Below are 15,355 nucleotides of genomic sequence, written 5' to 3'. Positions count from 1 at the left end.
TCCACTCGCAGCACGCCGCGCAAGCGCCGGCCGTGACCTTACGGGCCCGATCAGATCGCCGCCAGCATGATGCAGATCATCGCCGCCACCGTGATGCGGCTGGGGCCGTCGCGGAAAGCGTAGATGATGGGATCGTCAGGCATCTCGCGGCGATGCGCCATCATCAGGGCGCGGCCGAACCAGTAGAGCAGCAGCGGGTTGAGCAGCCATAGCATCCAGGGGCGGCTGTAGAGCGGCGTCACTGCGGAGGAGGAGACGTAGAGCGAGAACACGGTCACCGCGTTCATCGCGCTCGCCGCCGCCATCGCGGCGATGACATGCAGATCGGTGATCCTGTAGTCGCGGTTGGAGGGATCGGCGAGGCCCGCGCTCTCGCGCATGCTGAGCTCGCTGAAGCGCTTGATCAAGGCGAGCGAGGTGAACACGAACAGCGAGAAGATCAACAGCCATTCCGACAGCACCACGCCGACGCCGACGGCGCCGGCGATGATGCGCAAGCTGTAGAGGCCCGACAGCGTCACCACGTCGACCAGCATCTTGCGCTTGAGCGCGAGCGAATAGGCGATCGTGGTGACGAGGTAGGCGCCGAGCACGCCGAGGAAGAGGGGCGAGATGCAGAGGCCGGCGACGAGCGCGAACAGCCACAGCGCAGGAATCGCTGATAGCGCGGAGGAGATCGGCAAATCGCCGGCCGCGAGCGCGCGATGGCGCTTGGTCGGATGCTGCCGGTCGGCCGCGAGATCCAAGAGATCGTTCATCAGATAGGCGCCCGACGCGCAGGCCGAGAACGCCATGAACGCCAGCAGCGCATGGCCGAGCGTCGAAAGATTCATCTGATGCGCGGTGAGCGCCGGCACGAACACCAGCGTGTTCTTGGCGTATTGATAGAGGCGCAGCGCCTTGGCCCAGGTTTTTAGGCCGACGCGACTTCCGCCTCGGTCGTCGATGCGCTCGATCGCGCCGCGATCGAACGGCAGCGTGTTGCCTGCAGCAAGATCGGCCGGCGTCACGACGCCGTCAAAACCAAGATGCGCGGCAATGCCCGCCGCATGATCGGCGAAACGTCCGGCGACGAGATAGATCTTCGCGCCCCGCGCCCGCGCCGCCAGCGCCCGGTTCAGCACATCGGAATCATAGGGCAGATGGGCATAGTCGATCTCGGCCCGCGCCAGGATATCCGTGAGCGCCGCCATGCCCGTCCGTCCGCCAGCGCCGAAGCGGGCCAGCATGCGGCCGGGCGCGCTGAACAGCGCTTCCATCAGCAGCTCGGAACGCAGCAGCGCGCCTTCCAGATCGACGACAAGCGTCCGCCCAGCCGCCGCAGTCGCCGACGGTGCCGGGGCGCCAGAATCATGCTGCCGGGCAGGCTGCTCCATCCAAAAATGCTCTTACTTGCCGCCAAATGACCGGCCCAAAGGCTGGGGAGGCCGGGGAGCAGGGGAAATGGACGGCCGCGAGCCTAAGGGGCATTCGCTAAGGGCGGCTTAATTCCGCGTAGGAGGGGGCGGACGGTCTCCCGCCGAAGGCCCTGTTGCCCAAATCCCACAACCCACGCGCGCGTCCTGTTCCGGCAGAGCTTTTGCCTTGCGCCCCGTGGACATCGTCCCCGTCCACCCTATCTGCCAGTTTCTCGCGCCCCCGTCGCCCTCACCCTGAATCAGGTACCATGACCGAACAGACGCTCGCCGCGCCCGTCGACGACCCAAGGGAACGCCAACGCGGCTTTTCGCGCTATCAGGCGCTCCTCATCGCGTTGCTCGCGTTCACGCAATTCACGATCATCCTCGATTTCATCATCATGTCGCCGCTCGGCGCCATCCTGATGCCCTCGCTCAACATCACGGCCGGGCAGTTCGGTGTCGCGGTGTCGGCCTACGCGTTCAGCGCGGGGATCTCGGGCATCCTCGCCGCGGGCTTTGCCGATCGCTTCGATCGCAAGCGCCTGCTCTTGTTCTTCTATGTCGGCTTCACGCTCGGAACCATGCTCTGCGCCGCCGCGCAGAACTACCATGTGCTGCTGCTCGGCAGGATCGTGACCGGATTGTTCGGCGGCGTGATCGGCGCGGTCGTGCTCGCCATCGTCACCGACCTGTTTCCGCTGCACCTGCGCGGCCGCGTGATGGGCTTCATCCAGACCGCGTTTGCCGCGAGCCAGGTACTCGGCATTCCCGCCGGGCTGTTTCTCGCCAATCACTGGAACTGGCATGCCTGCTTCGCCGCAATCGTCGTGGTGTCGATCGCCGCGATCGCGATCATCGCCCTGGTCATGGAGCCGGTCGATGCGCACCTGAAATTGAAGCAGGACAGAAACCCGTTCCGCCATCTGATCGCGACGATCGGACAGACGCGCTATACGCTGGCCTTCGCCGTCACGACGCTGCTGGCGACCGGCGGCTACATGCTGATGCCGTTCTCCAGCGCCTTCACCGTGCACAATCTCGGCATCGACATTACGCATCTGCCGACGATCTATCTCGTCTCCGGCCTGTTCAGCATCGTCACCGGGCCGCTGGTCGGCAGGGCGAGCGACGCGTTCGGCAAATATCCGACCTTCGTGTTCGGCAGTGTGGTTTCGGTGATCATGGTGCTGATCTACACCCATCTCGGTCACGTCTCGCTGGCGACCGCGATCCTTGTCAACGTCTTGCTGTTCGTCGGCATCTTCTCGCGCATGATCCCGTCGCAGGCCTTGATGTCGGCGATCCCCGACGCGAGCCAGCGCGGCTCGTTCAGCGCGGTCAGCGCCTCGCTGCAGCAGCTCTCCGGCGGGCTCGGCTCGATGCTCGCCGCAGGCATCATCGCGCAGCAGGCGGACGGCTCGCTGATCCATTTCGATCGCCTAGGCTACATCGTCGTCGCGACCTCGATCGTCTCGCTGGTCGCGATGTATTTTGTACAGAAGGCGGTGGCGGAGCGGGCGGGGAAGCGGGTGGTGTGAGGGCGGGCGGGCTGATTCGTCAGGCTCGCTCTTCAGGCTCATCGTTGCTCTCCAGTTTCTTCCGTAGCGCCGTGACGACACGGTGAACGGCTTGCAGGTCCTTGATTGCGAGCCCTTCCGAAAGGCTGTTGGCCCATGGCGCCTGCAAAGCCATGGCAGCGTCGAAAGTGCGCCGTCCCTTATCGGTCAGGACGACAAGTTGCGCTCGCCGGTGATGCGGGTTGGCCTCGAACGCCACAATCCCTTCCGCGAGAAGGTCGTTGACGATCCGCTGCACGTTCTGCCGATTGGCACCCAGATCGCGGGCAAGCCATGCGACTGGCTGGGGGCGCTCTGCGTGCACGATGGCGCCGAGGATTTGCCAGCGGGCGCTGGTGAGCCCGAGGCCGGCCACCAACCGGTCGCCTGCGGTCAAGAGCAGGCTGTTCAGCCGGAACAAGTCGAGCATGAGGTTGGTCAGAGCATCGCCGGCTGACGTGCGTTCGGATTTCAACATATGTCACCATAAGTCTTTATTGACATTATAATGTCAAGTTGGTATATAGCATCGTACCATAATGGCATCATGCAACCAACCTCACGGAGGCTTCATGTCGCACCTACGCCCACTGGACCCCGCCTTTCCGATCGATCGTCAGCTCGGCATCGATACCAGCCCTGTCGTGCTGGTGAATGTCTTCACACTCGACAAGGCCGACGAGCAGAGCTTCCTCCAGGTCTGGCAGGACGATGCCGCCTTCATGAAGCGGCAGCCGGGCTTCATCTCCACCCAGCTTCACCGCGCGATCGGCGACAGCCCGACCTATCTGAACTATGCCGTCTGGGAATCGACCGCCCACTTCCGGGCTGCGTTCACGCACCCTGAGTTCAGATCGAAGATCTCAGCCTATCCCTCGTCCGCCGTCGCCTCTCCGCACCTGTTCCAGAAGGTTCGCCGTGCCCGGCATCTGCGTCGCGTAGCTCGCTTCGAAAACGGCAGGATCCGATGACCAAGATCATCCACCCGATCGCGGGCGCGGTCGCACTGACGACTGTTGCGACCTTCTGGCTTTCCACGGCTCTCACGGAGATGCTTGCATCACACGCGAGCGTGACCATGGTCAAAACGGCCATCCCCTGGGGCTTCCTGTTGTTGGTTCCGGCGCTGGCGGTGACGGGAGGCTCGGGGTTCTTCCTCGCCAAGGAGCGGCGTGCGGGCCTGATCGGTGCGAAGATCAAACGGATGCCGTTCATCGCCGGCAACGGCGTCCTGCTTCTGATTCCCGCCGCCTTGTTTCTCGCCTCCAAGGCGAAGGCCGCCGAGTTCGACTCGACATTCTACGCGGTTCAGGCGCTAGAGCTGCTTGCCGGCGCGACCAACATCGTTCTTCTCGGTCTCAATATGCGGGATGGCGTCAAGATGAAGGGCCGACTCCGCGCCCGCCCACGCCATCGCCTCGACGCCAAGACAACAATCTGAGCACCGCCCGCGACCTCGCTCTCGATCGATCCGCCCCGCTCATGTCCGGAATTGCCGAACTCCCCGGTTTCCGAAAGGCAATGATGATGAAATTGGAGATCCGGGACTCCTAGAGTCCATAAACGCTGTGTCCCCGGTGACGGGTACCGGTCAGCGGCTCAATTTCCCTGCAAATGAGCGATTTCAACCACTTGGGTTGGGGATGGTGCCCAGGAAAGGACTCGAACCTTCACGGCCGTTAAGCCACTGGCACCTGAAGCCAGCGCGTCTACCAATTCCACCACCTGGGCATGCCGTTTGGGGCACGGAGGCGGTTACTACGGTTCGGTGACGCCGTTGTCAATTCATGCTTGAAGGCTGCTTCGGGATGCCGATTGCGCATCGCAAACCGGCCCGATACAAGCCTGACAACACGTTACCCCACCTGCAGGAACCGACCCCCATGGCATCGAATCTGGACACGCTCGTCACGATTTTCGGCGGATCGGGGTTTTTGGGCCGGAATGTCGTCCGCGCCCTGTGCAAGCGCGATTACCGGATCCGGGTGGCGGTGCGGCGGCCGGAACTGGCCGGATACCTCCAGCCCTCCGGCAAGGTTGGGCAGGTCCACACCGTGCAGGCGAACCTGCGCTATCCGGCCTCGGTCGAGGCGGCGCTGCGTGATTCGCATGTCGTGATCAACCTCGTGGGGGTCCTCACCGAGGGCGGCCAGCAGACCTTTGACGCCGTCCAGGCCAAGGGTGCCGAAACCGTCGCCAAGGCGGCGGCCGCCGCCGGCGCCAGCCTGGTGCATGTCTCCGCCATCGGCGCCGACGCCAAATCGCCCTCGCGCTATGCCAAGGCCAAGGCGGCCGGGGAGGAGGCGGTAAGGGCAGCCGTGCCGTCGGCGACGATCTTCCGTCCCTCTCTGATGTTCGGGCCCGAGGACCAGTTCACCAACCGCTTTGCCGCGCTGGCCCGGATTTCGCCGGTGCTGCCGCTGATCGGCGGCGAGACCAAGGTACAGCCGGTCTATGTCGCCGACGTCGCCACCGCGATCGCCGATGCCGTCGACGGCAAGACCAAGCCGGGCGCGACCTACGAGCTCGGCGGGCCGGATGTGCTGACCATGCGCGCGATCATCGAGGCCATCCTCGCAATCACCAATCGCGAGCGGATGCTGATCCCGCTGCCGTTCGGGCTCGCCCGCTTCAAGGCCAACTTCCTGCAATTTGCGCCGGGCGCGCTGAGGCTGACGCCGGACCAGGTCACGATGCTCGAGCTCGACAATGTCGTGTCGGATGCGGCGAAGGCGGCGGGGCTGACGCTGGAAGGGCTCGGCATCACCCCCGATTCGCTCGAGACCATTGCCCCGCAATATCTCTGGCGTTTCCGCGCGGCGGGCCAGTTCCAGCGCAAGAGCGCGTGAGGTTTCCTTTTTCACCTCGCCCCGCTTGCGGGGAGAGGTCGGATCGCGCTCGGCGATGCGAAGCATCGTCCGAAGCGATTCGGGTGAGGGGGGTACAGGTCTCTCGGCGATCTCGCGTGCGGAGAGGGGCCCCTCACCCCAACCCTCTCCCCGTAAGAACGGGGCGAGGGAGCAGACCGCGGCCGCAGTGCGAGCCCTTCGAGCTCAAAAATTCAGCTTCTTGAACACCGCTTCCGGCAGCGTCTTGATGATCAGCATCACCAGGCGCCATTTGCCGCTGACATAGACGACGTCGGTTTTGCTCTCGACGGCCTGAAGGATCGCATCGCCGACCACCGGCGCTTCGACCGTGAGCGGGCCGATCAGCTTCATGCCTTCCGTCATCTTGGTGCGGACGAAGCCGGGTTTTACGGTGACGACATGCACGCCACCGCGGCTGGCGCGGGCGCGCAGGCCCGACAGGAAAGCGGAGAAGCCGGCCTTGGCCGAACCATAGACATAGTTCGAGGCGCGGCCGCGATCGCCGGCAACGGACGACACGCCGACGACCGTGCCATTGCCGCGGCCTAAAAACTTTTCGGCGAACAGGCCGAGGATCAGCGACGGGCCTTCGTAGTTGGAGCGCATGATCGTGGTGGCGTGGGCGAGATCGCTCTCGGCCTTCTCCTGCACACCGAGCAGGCCGACGATCGAGACAACGACGTCAGGCAACGCCGGCAGGCCGCCGACAAAGCTCTCGAACGACGCAGTGTCGAGCACATCGAATTTATGGAGTCCGACCTCGATGGTGTAGCGCGCGCGCAGATCGGCGGCATCAGGCTCCAGCACGGCGACGTCGCGGCCTGCGAGGGCGACATCGTATCCCGCTTTGGCAAAGGCGCGCGCGGCGGCGCGGCCGATATCGGAGGAGCCACCCAGCACCAATACTGACTTGCGTGACGTCACGGCCTAGACCTCATCAAACAGGCGTTGTGAAAGTTTCGAGCGGATGGTCCCGGCGGGATCGAGCGATTTGCGGATCGCATTGAAGCGCTGCAAGGCCGGATAGCCGGCGGCTAACGTCGCGCGCGACTGGCGCGCATCCTTGGCGAGATACAGCCGGCCGCCGGCAGCGACGACCAGGCGATCGATCTCGTCGAGGAAATTCAGGATGTCGCCCCTCAGCGGGAAATCCAGCGCCAGCGTGTAGCCGGGCAGCGGAAACGACAGGATGCCGTCGCCCTGGCCGAGCTTCTTGAGCACAGCGAGGAAGGAGGCATCACCACGCCTTGCGACGCGCTCGAGGATGTCGCCGAGTACGGCGCGCGCGCCCTGCTCCGGGATCACGCATTGATGCTGGAGGAAGCCGCGCTTGCCATAGATGCGATTCCAGTCTTTGAGGCTGTCGAGCGGAAAGAAATACGGATAGAGCGAGACCAATTGGCTGCCGCGGGCGCGCCGCGCGCCCATGCGGTAGTACAGCTCATTGAAGGCGCGGATGCTGATGCGGTTCAGCGTCATCGAGGGCAGATCGACGGGCACACGGAGGCCGGGATCTTTGCCGACGGGAAATGCAGCGGCGCTAGCGGCGAGCTCGTCTTTGCCGGCGTGCTCGCCGAGATAAACCAGCGCGCGGCCGAGATCCTTGCCACGCGCGACACAATCGATCCAGGCCACCGAATAGGTCGCGGAATCGCCCGCATCGAGCGCGCGTATCGCCGCGTCGAGGTCGGATGCGGAGATCACCCGCTCGCGGATCCATCCCGTTTCGGCCGGCCGCAATCGCATCGTCGCCTCGAGGATGATTCCGGTCAGGCCCATGCCGCCGACGGTCGCAAAGAACGCATCGGAGTTCTGCTCGCGCGAGGCTTCCATCACCTCGCCCTGTCCGGTTCGCAGCAGAATGCTCTCGACATAGCGGCCGAAGCCGCCCTCGCAATGATGGTTCTTGCCATGCACGTCGGCCGCAATCGCGCCGCCGATTGACACGAAGCGCGTGCCGGGAACGACGAAGGGCAGGAAGCCGCGCGGGCCGAATGTCTCGATCAGGTCCGACAGCAGCACGCCGGCCTCGAGGCGGATGCGTCCGGTCGCCGGGTCGAACCACCTGACCCGGTCGAACCCCGTCATCGCGACGGTCCTGGCGGCGCCGATCGCGGCATCGCCGTAGGCGCGGCCATTGCCGCGCGCGACGGTGCCGGCCGAGACGGCCTCGCCGACCGCCGCGAACGAGCGCGGCCGCAGCACATCGCTATCGACGACCGGGAAACGCCCCCAGCCGCTGACGAGGGTCATGGTTCAGCTCCTGTGCCGGGCTTCGCCCGGCGCTGGAAACTGACTACCGATCAAAAGCTTATTTTGCGTTGAAAGCGTGTTCGGGGCGTAGCCCGGATGGAGCTGGCGGATCGGCGCGAAGCGCCGCCCGATGGCGCAATCCGGGATCGTGCAGCAAGCGACGCCCGCCCCGGATTACGCTTGCGCTCCGTCCGGGCTACAGCCAGGCGCTTTAGTGCCCCAGCGCCAGCGCGATCAGGCCGAGCGTGCCGACGATGACGCGCCACCAGGCGAACAGCATGAAACCGTGCCGAGTGACGTAGGTCAAAAACGTCTTGACCACGATGATCGCGGTGATGAACGACACCACGAAGCCGATCGCGACGATGTTCATGTGGTCCATCGTCATCTCGGAGCGGTTCTTGTAGAAATCGTAGGCGAACGCGCCGATCATGGTGGGGATGGCGAGGAAGAACGAGAACTCCGCCGCCGCGCGCTTGTCCGCCCCGAGCAGCATGGCGGCCACAATGCTGGCGCCGGAGCGCGACACGCCCGGGATCATCGCCACGCACTGCGCGATGCCGATATAGAGATACATCAACAGCGGAAACTTGGTGGCATCATACTCGCGCGGCTTGAGCTCGAGCCTGTCGACCCAGAGCAGGATGGCGCCGCCGACGATCAGCGTGAAGCACACGACCCACGGATTGAACAGCATGAGCTTGATGTACTTGCCGGCGACGAGGCCGACGATCACGGCCGGCAGGAACGCCACCAGCACGCCGATCACGAAGCGGCGCGCATAGGCATCGCCCGTGAACAGGCCAATCGCGACGTCCCAGAGCTTCTTGAAGTAGAGCCCGACGATCGCGAGGATCGCACCCAGCTGGATCAGAACCGTAAACGAATCCCAGAAGGCTCCTTCGCCGAGGTGGAAGAAGCGCTCGGCAAGCAAGAGGTGGCCGGTCGAGGACACGGGAAGGAACTCGGTCACACCCTCGATGATGCCGAGGATCACTGCCCGTATTGCATCTGACATATTTACGGTCCATTTCGGCTGGAAAAGCGGGGCTCTTCTCGCCTATTCGCCCCCATGCCGCAATCGCAAAATGCGACATCACGCCCTTGCTTCGCGGTTTTGAGGAACTAGTGTGGCGCCGCACAAACATTGATGGATTCTTAAGCACCATCAAATAGTCAAAGGCTTCATGTTTACGCTGTTTCATCATCCGTTCTGCCCGCATTCGCGCTTCATCCGCCTGATCGCGGGCGAATACGGGCTCGACCTGAAGCTGGTCGAAGAGCGCAGCTGGGAACGACGCGAGGCGTTTCTGCTGCTCAATGCGGCGGGAACGACGCCGGTTCTGGTGGACGACGAGCAGCCGCCCATACCGGGCGCGGCGATCATCGCCGAATATGTCGACGAGGCCCATGGCGCCGAGATGGGACCCAAGCGCCTGATGCCGCAAACGATCGGCGAGCGGGTCGAGGTGCGCCGGCTGATGGCCTGGTTCAACGAAAAATTCTTCGAGGAGGTCTCGCACCCTCTCGTCACCGAGCGCATCTACAAGCGGTTCATGAGCGAGGAGGACGGCGGCGGCCCGCCTTCGGCCGACGTGATGCGCGCCGCCAAGGCCAACGTGCGCTATCATCTGGCCTATATCGGCTGGCTGGCGCAGACGCGTAACTTCCTCGCGGGCGACCGGCTCACCTACGCGGATCTCGCCGCCGCGGCGCATCTCTCGGCGATCGACTATCTGGGCGACGTGCCATGGAGCGAGGACGACGCAGCAAAGGCGTGGTACGCGCGGGTGAAATCCCGCCCGTCGTTCCGTCCGCTGCTCAGCGAATGGCTGGCCGGCGTGCCGGCGTCGCGGACTTACGTGGACCTGGATTTCTGAGCTCCGATCCGGCTGAACTGAAGACGGCGCTTACGCGCGAAGCCCGCGCGCTCGGCTTCGACTGCATCGGCATCACCGCACCGGGCACGATCGAGAGCGCTGGAAAATATTTCCTCGAATTCATCGCCTCGGGCGGCCATGGCGACATGGACTGGCTTGCCGCAAGCCCTGAACGCCGCGTCGATCCGCGCGGGCTGTGGCAGGACGTGCGCTCGGTGATCATGCTCGGCGTCAATTACGGCCCCGACCAGGATCCGCTTGCGATCCTCAAGCAGAGCACGCGCGCGGCAATCTCGGTCTATGCGCAGGGCGATGACTATCACGACCTGATCAAGAAACGGCTGAAGGCGCTGGCGCGCTGGCTGGTCGCGACCGCGCCGTCCGACGTGAAGGTGTTCGTCGACACTGCGGCGGTGATGGAGAAACCCTTGGCGCAAGCCGCGCATCTGGGCTGGCAGGGCAAGCACACCAATCTCGTCTCGCGCGAGTTCGGCTCCTGGCTGTTCCTCGGCGCGATCTACACCACGCTGGAGCTGCCGCGCGACGATGCGGAGATCGACCATTGCGGCTCGTGCCGCGCCTGTCTCGACATCTGCCCTACCGCGGCGTTCCCCGCGCCCTATAAGCTCGATGCGCGGCGCTGCATCTCATATCTCACCATTGAGAACAAGGGACCGATCCCGCACGAATTTCGCAAAGCCATCGGCAATCGCATCTATGGCTGCGACGATTGCCTCGCCGCCTGCCCCTGGAACAAGTTCGCGCAGGAGGGGCGCGAGACCAAGCTCGCCGCGCGCGACGAATTACGCGCACCCGGTCTCGCTGAGCTGGCACGGCTCGACGACGCGGCGTTTCGTGCGCTGTTCACGAAGTCGCCGATCAAACGCATCGGCCGCGATCGTTTTGTGCGGAACGTGCTGATCGCGATTGGCAACTCCGGGGAGGTGGTGCTGGCTGCGGAGGCGCGGCGATTGCTGCAGGATGCGAGCCCGCTGGTGCGCGGAGCTGCGGTGTGGGCGCTAGCGCAGTTGATGTCGAAGGAGGAGCTTGCGGCGATGAAGAGCGCTGCGTTGAGCGGAGAGTCCGACGATAGCGTGCGTGAGGAGTGGCGCGCCGCCTCCTAACTCTCGGTGTCATGCCCCGGCTTGACCGGGGCATGAAGTACGCCGCGGCTTCTCGACTCAATCACTGCCGTCTCGGAGTACTGGATCGCCCGATCAAGTCGGGCGATGACAGCGGTTGTTGTGGCTTGAGCGGTGCGCACCCGACCCTCATGCGACACCCACTCTTGATTTCCTCACCTGTTCCCGCACAGTCGCGCGTCATGACAAACATGCCTTTCTTCACCCGCGACGGCGACACATTCCATCCGACGGAAGTCGCCAACGGCCCGTGGGATCCGAAATCGCTGCACGGGCGCGTCATCATCGGCCTGCTCGGTTTCGCCATCGAGGAGCGCTATTCCGGCCCCGAATTCGTGCCGGCGCGGCTCACCGTCGACATGTTTCGGCTGCCGACCATCGACAGGCCGATCGAAGTGACGACGCGGCTGGTGCGCGACGGCTTGCGCATCCGCGTGGTGGAGGCGGAGTTCGTCTCCGGCGGCGTCAGCATGGCGCGCGCCTCGTGCCAGCTGTTGCGGCGAACGCAGAATCCGGAAGGCAACGTCTGGTCGCCGCCGAACTGGGATGTGCCGAAGCCGGCCGACATTCCCAAGCCGACCGATCCCAGGCTCGGCATGAACGGTAAATGGACGACGCGGCCGATCGTCGGCCATATGGGCTCGCTTGGTCCGCGCCGGCTCTGGATGAGCGAGGTGCGCGAGCTCGTTGCGGGCGTGCCGATGACGCCGTTCGTCCATGTCGCTGTTGGTGCCGACTTCGCCAGCCCCTTTGCCAACGCCGGCGACAAGGGGCTCGGCTACATCAACAGCGACGTCACGATCTATCTGCACCGCCTGCCGGTCACGAACTGGATCGGCTTCGAGGTGGTGAACCATCACGCCACCGACGGCGTGGCGATCGGCGAATGCTGGCTCTATGACGTAGAGGGCCCGATCGGCACCGCCACGGTCGCCGCGCTGGCGCAGCGCAAGCCGATGGTGAATCCGTCGAAGCGGTAGGAGCGCGCGCCGGAATGACGAAGTGGGAGAGAGCGGCGCTCAACTAAGATGCCGCTGCATCTCCGGTCGCGCCTTCAGCTCGGCGCCCTGCTTGGCGACGATCTTCACAATCCGTTCCGGCGCAAATTTCAGGTCGACAAACGCAGGCGCGGTGTTGGCGACCTCGTGATAGCTGGCGATCTTGCCGCCCGTCAGCGTCATGATCGCCACGCCCTCGAACATCGCCCGCGCGCCGTTCGCTTCCGCCAGGGTCGAGCGATAGCTGAACGTGTAGCGCGCATAGAGCGTGGTGCCGTCGGTGACGGGATCGTGCATGTCCCAGCGGAAATCGGTCGCCGCGCGATAGAACCAGTCGTCGATCATTTCGGCGATCTTGGCGCGACCAGCGAACGCACCGTAGAACACGTCGTGGTAAATGCTGTCCTCGGTGAACAGTTCGGCGAAAGCCTTGCCGTTGCGCTGCTCGACCGCATCGCAGAAGGCGCGCAGCATGGCGGTGGTGGTGGTCATTGTGTTGCCTCCCGCTGCTTCTTATTGTGCCCTCTCCCCTTGCGGGAGAGGGCAGCTCCGCTCGTTGATACGCATTCGCTTGGGTGAGGGGTCTGTCTCGGCGAACACGTCTATTCGAGTTCGCGGAAACAACCCCTCATCCGGCGCTTCGCGCCACCTTCTCCCGCAAGGGGAGAAGGAAGAGAGACACTTCACTCGATCTCCGCGACCGCGGCAAGAATGCGCGCGATGTCCTGCGGGCGGGAGAGGCGGTGATCGCCATCCTGGATCATGGTCAGCACGACGTCGTCGGCCGGCAGACGATGCGTCAGCGCGAAGGCGTGCTGCCACGGCACGTCGGGATCTTCGCCCCTTGCAGGATGCGGACGGGGCAGCCGAGATCGATGGCGCTGCCGAGCACGAGGTGATTGCGTCCCTCCTCGATCAGGTTTCGCGTGATCGGATAGGGCGAGCCGTCGCCATAGTCCGACGGCCGCATCCAGACGCCTTTGGTCTCGATCTCCTTCTTCACCGCGGGCGAGAAATTCTTCCACATCAGCGCCTCGGTGAAGTCGGGCGCCGGCGCGATCAGGACGAGACCGGCCAGCGAGGCCTTGGCTTGCTGTTGCTCTTGGCGCTTCTTGATCTCGCGCGCGAGCAGCAGCGCCATCCAGCCGCCCATGGAGGAGCCGATCAGGATTTGCGGACCGTCGCAGAAGCGCTCGAACACCGCGACGCTCTCCTCCAGCCAGCGCCCGATAGTTCCATCGGCGAACTCGCCGCCGGATTCGCCGTGACCGGAATAGTCGAACCGGACCACGGCGCGGCCGTGCTCTCTGGCCCAGGCGTCCAGCGCCAGTGCTTTGCCGCCCTGCATGTCCGATTTGAATCCGCCGAGCCAGACCAGCCCGGGGCCCGTTCCGCCACGGCGGCGCACCGCGATCCTGCGCGCGGACGGGCCCTCGCCGACATCAATGAAGTCGAGCACGGTATCGGGAATTGCATCGGTCATGGAACGTTTACTCTGGCTGTGTGGTTTGAGCTGTTTGGTCGCGCCTCGCAGCTCAATTCGGTGTCGGCATTGGCCCTTTGGGACGCTTGCGGAACAGAAGCAAGGTGTCTATGTCGTCTGCGTGCCAACGGGCGTGACCAAAATGCCTCGCATTTGAGGGTTTTTCGCGTCTCGCACGAGCGACTTGCTTGCCGGCAAACGCATCTTCCTTCAAAATGGCCGCTTCCTTCACAACTTTGGAGAACCACCCATTCGCCGTCCTAATAAAGCTCCGCCCGCTGCCAGCAAAGACGGGCCCCGCATCAATGATGATATCCGCAATGCGCAGATCCAGCTGATCGATCAGACCGGTGAGAACAAGGGCACGGTCGAGACCGTCGTCGCCATCCGGATGGCCCAGGACGCGGGCATGGATCTGGTCGAGATTTCGCCGAATACCAGCCCTCCCGTCTGCAAGATCATGGACTACGGGAAGTACAAGTATTCCGCGCAGAAGAAAGCCGCCGAAGCCCGCAAGCGGCAGAAGACCGTCGAGATCAAGGAGATCAAGCTCCGCCCGATGATCGACGATCACGATTACGACGTGAAGATGCGCGCGATGCAGCGGTTCTTCGAAGAGGGCGACAAGGTCAAGATCACGCTGCGCTATCGTGGTCGCGAAATGGCGCACCAGGAGATCGGCACCAAGCTTCTGGACAAGATCAAGACCGACGTCGCCGAGCTCGCCAAGGTCGAGCAGGACGCAAGGTTCGAAGGCCGCCAGGTCGTCATGGTGCTGGCGCCGCGCTAACGCCGGCTTGTTAGGACTGAGAGTTCAACGGCCCGTCCGGATCTCCGGCGGGCCGTTTGTGTTTCAGGTCCTTGTCGCCTGCCACGTGCCGCTGCACTGGTCGCCGGAGATGATGCCTCTCCACGAACCGGCGCCGTTGATGCCGGCGAGCCGGCCGCCGCCGTTGGCGTGGGAGGCGCCGACCGAGACCTGGACCGCCACAGTGCCCCCGCGATTGACCTTGCCGGACACCCGGCCTCCGCCGGCAGACGATACCCGGCTGCCGGTGACGGTGAAGGGAACGCTGTAGCCGGAGCTGCAATTGCCCCTCGTGGTGGCGAAGGTGACGTTCCAGATGCCGTCATAGCCACCGGCGCGGGCATCGGCAGTCGACGGCACCATGGCGGCGGCAAGTACGGCGAGCAGCGCCAGGCGGCGCGGGCGGGCAAAGGTGGAAATCGATTGCGGGAAATGGGCCATTTTGGTCCTGCTCCGGACATGAAGGCGTGGATATTGGGGGTGGCAACTTCAAATAGTCGGCGGGCAGGTTCCGGCGGTTCATCGTTGCCATTTGGCTCCCGCTCTGTCATAAGCCCAGCCTTCATCGCCCGGCTGATTAAGGGCTGCCGTGGCGGTGTACCGTGCGGGTTTCGCGCTTGTTCGCAAAACCTGAGCACAATCAACGCTCTAACGAGCATTTTAGACGGCCAGCCGCCTTCACGGGCGGATTTCTGTTGTGGCCATAGGAGAGCCAAATGCCCAAGCTGAAGACCAAATCGGGCGCTAAAAAGCGCTTCAAGGTGACTGCCACCGGCAAAGTGATGCACGCCCAGCGCGGCAAGCGTCACGGCATGATCAAGCGGACGAAGAAGCAGATCCGTCAGCTCCGCGGCACCCGCGTGCTGTTCAAGACCGACGGCGACAACGTCAAGAAGTACTTCTTGCCGAACGCCTGATCGCGTCCACGATCACTGCCACCTCGCCCCGCTTACGCGCGGCGATCC

The 15,355-nt window shown here is 64.2% G+C and carries 15 protein-coding genes, 1 tRNA gene and 2 pseudogenes; 9 read left to right on the top strand and 9 right to left on the bottom strand.

The window, feature by feature from the left end; genetic code table 11:
- Positions 1-50: 50 nt before the first annotated feature.
- Complete coding sequence (locus tag ACSKB8_RS09730; protein WP_438103784.1) at positions 51-1,376, bottom strand: UbiA family prenyltransferase; 1,326 nt, start codon at positions 1,374-1,376, stop codon at positions 51-53.
- 290 nt (positions 1,377-1,666) lie between these two features.
- Between ACSKB8_RS09730 and ACSKB8_RS09725 the strand changes: the two genes are divergently transcribed.
- Positions 1,667-2,938 carry an MFS transporter gene (locus ACSKB8_RS09725; RefSeq protein WP_438103783.1) on the top strand — a complete coding sequence of 424 codons (1,272 nt, stop codon included), beginning with the start codon at positions 1,667-1,669 and terminating at the stop codon, positions 2,936-2,938.
- 19 nt (positions 2,939-2,957) lie between these two features.
- Here ACSKB8_RS09725 and ACSKB8_RS09720 read toward each other — a convergent pair whose 3' ends face one another.
- A complete protein-coding gene (locus tag ACSKB8_RS09720; protein WP_438103781.1) occupies positions 2,958-3,434 on the bottom strand; it encodes a MarR family winged helix-turn-helix transcriptional regulator in 477 nt (158 codons plus the stop codon).
- A 94-nt stretch (positions 3,435-3,528) separates the two neighbouring features.
- Between ACSKB8_RS09720 and ACSKB8_RS09715 the strand changes: the two are divergent.
- Positions 3,529-3,898, top strand: a pseudogene (locus tag ACSKB8_RS09715) (antibiotic biosynthesis monooxygenase family protein).
- A 25-nt stretch (positions 3,899-3,923) separates the two neighbouring features.
- Positions 3,924-4,397 (top strand): hypothetical protein, encoded by a 474-nt coding sequence (locus ACSKB8_RS09710; RefSeq protein ID WP_438103780.1) that lies wholly within the window; start codon positions 3,924-3,926, stop codon positions 4,395-4,397.
- 203 nt (positions 4,398-4,600) lie between these two features.
- On the opposite strand, the gene ACSKB8_RS09705 is transcribed toward ACSKB8_RS09710, so the two are convergent.
- Positions 4,601-4,687, bottom strand: a tRNA-Leu gene (locus ACSKB8_RS09705).
- 152 nt (positions 4,688-4,839) lie between these two features.
- On the opposite strand from ACSKB8_RS09705, the gene ACSKB8_RS09700 reads away from it, so the two are divergent.
- Complete coding sequence (locus ACSKB8_RS09700) at positions 4,840-5,805, top strand: complex I NDUFA9 subunit family protein (RefSeq protein ID WP_438110475.1); 966 nt, start codon at positions 4,840-4,842, stop codon at positions 5,803-5,805.
- A 204-nt stretch (positions 5,806-6,009) separates the two neighbouring features.
- Here the strand turns inward: ACSKB8_RS09700 and ACSKB8_RS09695 are convergent, their stop codons facing one another.
- The 3 genes from ACSKB8_RS09695 to ACSKB8_RS09685 all read right to left on the bottom strand — a co-directional run bounded on the left by ACSKB8_RS09695 (position 6,010) and on the right by ACSKB8_RS09685 (position 9,097).
- On the bottom strand, positions 6,010-6,750 hold the full coding sequence (locus tag ACSKB8_RS09695; protein WP_438103778.1) for an SDR family oxidoreductase: 741 nt from the start codon (positions 6,748-6,750) through the stop codon (positions 6,010-6,012).
- Between the two features lie 3 nt (positions 6,751-6,753).
- The gene (locus ACSKB8_RS09690; protein WP_438103777.1) at positions 6,754-8,079 is read right to left on the bottom strand and encodes an FAD-binding oxidoreductase; all 1,326 of its coding nucleotides are present in this window, start codon (positions 8,077-8,079) and stop codon (positions 6,754-6,756) included.
- Positions 8,080-8,290: 211 nt separating this feature from the next.
- Positions 8,291-9,097, bottom strand: a complete 807-nt coding sequence (locus tag ACSKB8_RS09685; protein WP_438103775.1) for an undecaprenyl-diphosphate phosphatase — start codon at positions 9,095-9,097, stop codon at positions 8,291-8,293.
- A 169-nt stretch (positions 9,098-9,266) separates the two neighbouring features.
- Between ACSKB8_RS09685 and ACSKB8_RS09680 the strand changes: the two genes are divergently transcribed.
- From ACSKB8_RS09680 to ACSKB8_RS09670, 3 genes are all read left to right on the top strand, one after another.
- Positions 9,267-9,959 carry a glutathione S-transferase family protein gene (locus ACSKB8_RS09680; protein ID WP_128930451.1) on the top strand — a complete coding sequence of 231 codons (693 nt, stop codon included), beginning with the start codon at positions 9,267-9,269 and terminating at the stop codon, positions 9,957-9,959.
- The gene (gene queG, locus ACSKB8_RS09675) at positions 9,908-11,083 is read left to right on the top strand and encodes a tRNA epoxyqueuosine(34) reductase QueG (RefSeq protein ID WP_438103773.1); all 1,176 of its coding nucleotides are present in this window, start codon (positions 9,908-9,910) and stop codon (positions 11,081-11,083) included. Before ACSKB8_RS09680 ends, queG begins: the two co-directional genes overlap by 52 nt.
- Before the next feature lie 200 nt (positions 11,084-11,283).
- A complete protein-coding gene (locus ACSKB8_RS09670; protein WP_438103771.1) occupies positions 11,284-12,081 on the top strand; it encodes an acyl-CoA thioesterase domain-containing protein in 798 nt (265 codons plus the stop codon).
- Positions 12,082-12,120: 39 nt separating this feature from the next.
- Here ACSKB8_RS09670 and ACSKB8_RS09665 read toward each other — a convergent pair whose 3' ends face one another.
- Together ACSKB8_RS09665 and ACSKB8_RS09660 are read right to left on the bottom strand one after the other, a co-directional pair.
- Positions 12,121-12,591 carry a nuclear transport factor 2 family protein gene (locus ACSKB8_RS09665; RefSeq protein ID WP_438103770.1) on the bottom strand — a complete coding sequence of 157 codons (471 nt, stop codon included), beginning with the start codon at positions 12,589-12,591 and terminating at the stop codon, positions 12,121-12,123.
- Between the two features lie 191 nt (positions 12,592-12,782).
- Positions 12,783-13,582, bottom strand: a pseudogene (locus tag ACSKB8_RS09660) (alpha/beta hydrolase).
- Positions 13,583-13,832: 250 nt separating this feature from the next.
- On the opposite strand from ACSKB8_RS09660, the gene infC reads away from it, so the two are divergent.
- On the top strand, positions 13,833-14,372 hold the full coding sequence (gene infC / locus ACSKB8_RS09655) for a translation initiation factor IF-3 (protein ID WP_091883021.1): 540 nt from the start codon (positions 13,833-13,835) through the stop codon (positions 14,370-14,372).
- A 63-nt stretch (positions 14,373-14,435) separates the two neighbouring features.
- Here infC and ACSKB8_RS09650 read toward each other — a convergent pair whose 3' ends face one another.
- Entirely contained in the window at positions 14,436-14,831 is a 396-nt protein-coding gene (locus tag ACSKB8_RS09650) for a hypothetical protein (RefSeq protein ID WP_370988984.1), read from the bottom strand.
- Between the two features lie 275 nt (positions 14,832-15,106).
- On the opposite strand from ACSKB8_RS09650, the gene rpmI reads away from it, so the two are divergent.
- Positions 15,107-15,307: a 50S ribosomal protein L35 gene (gene rpmI / locus ACSKB8_RS09645; RefSeq protein WP_008539890.1), complete on the top strand. Its 201-nt coding sequence runs from the start codon at positions 15,107-15,109 to the stop codon at positions 15,305-15,307.
- Positions 15,308-15,355: the final 48 nt, after the last annotated feature.

This window comes from Bradyrhizobium sp. BR 1432 (assembly GCF_051547705.1).
Classification (GTDB): Bacteria; Pseudomonadota; Alphaproteobacteria; order Rhizobiales; family Xanthobacteraceae; genus Bradyrhizobium; species Bradyrhizobium zhanjiangense.
The sequence above is the reverse complement of the archived record's forward strand: the minus strand, read 5'-3'. Positions and strand labels throughout refer to the sequence as shown.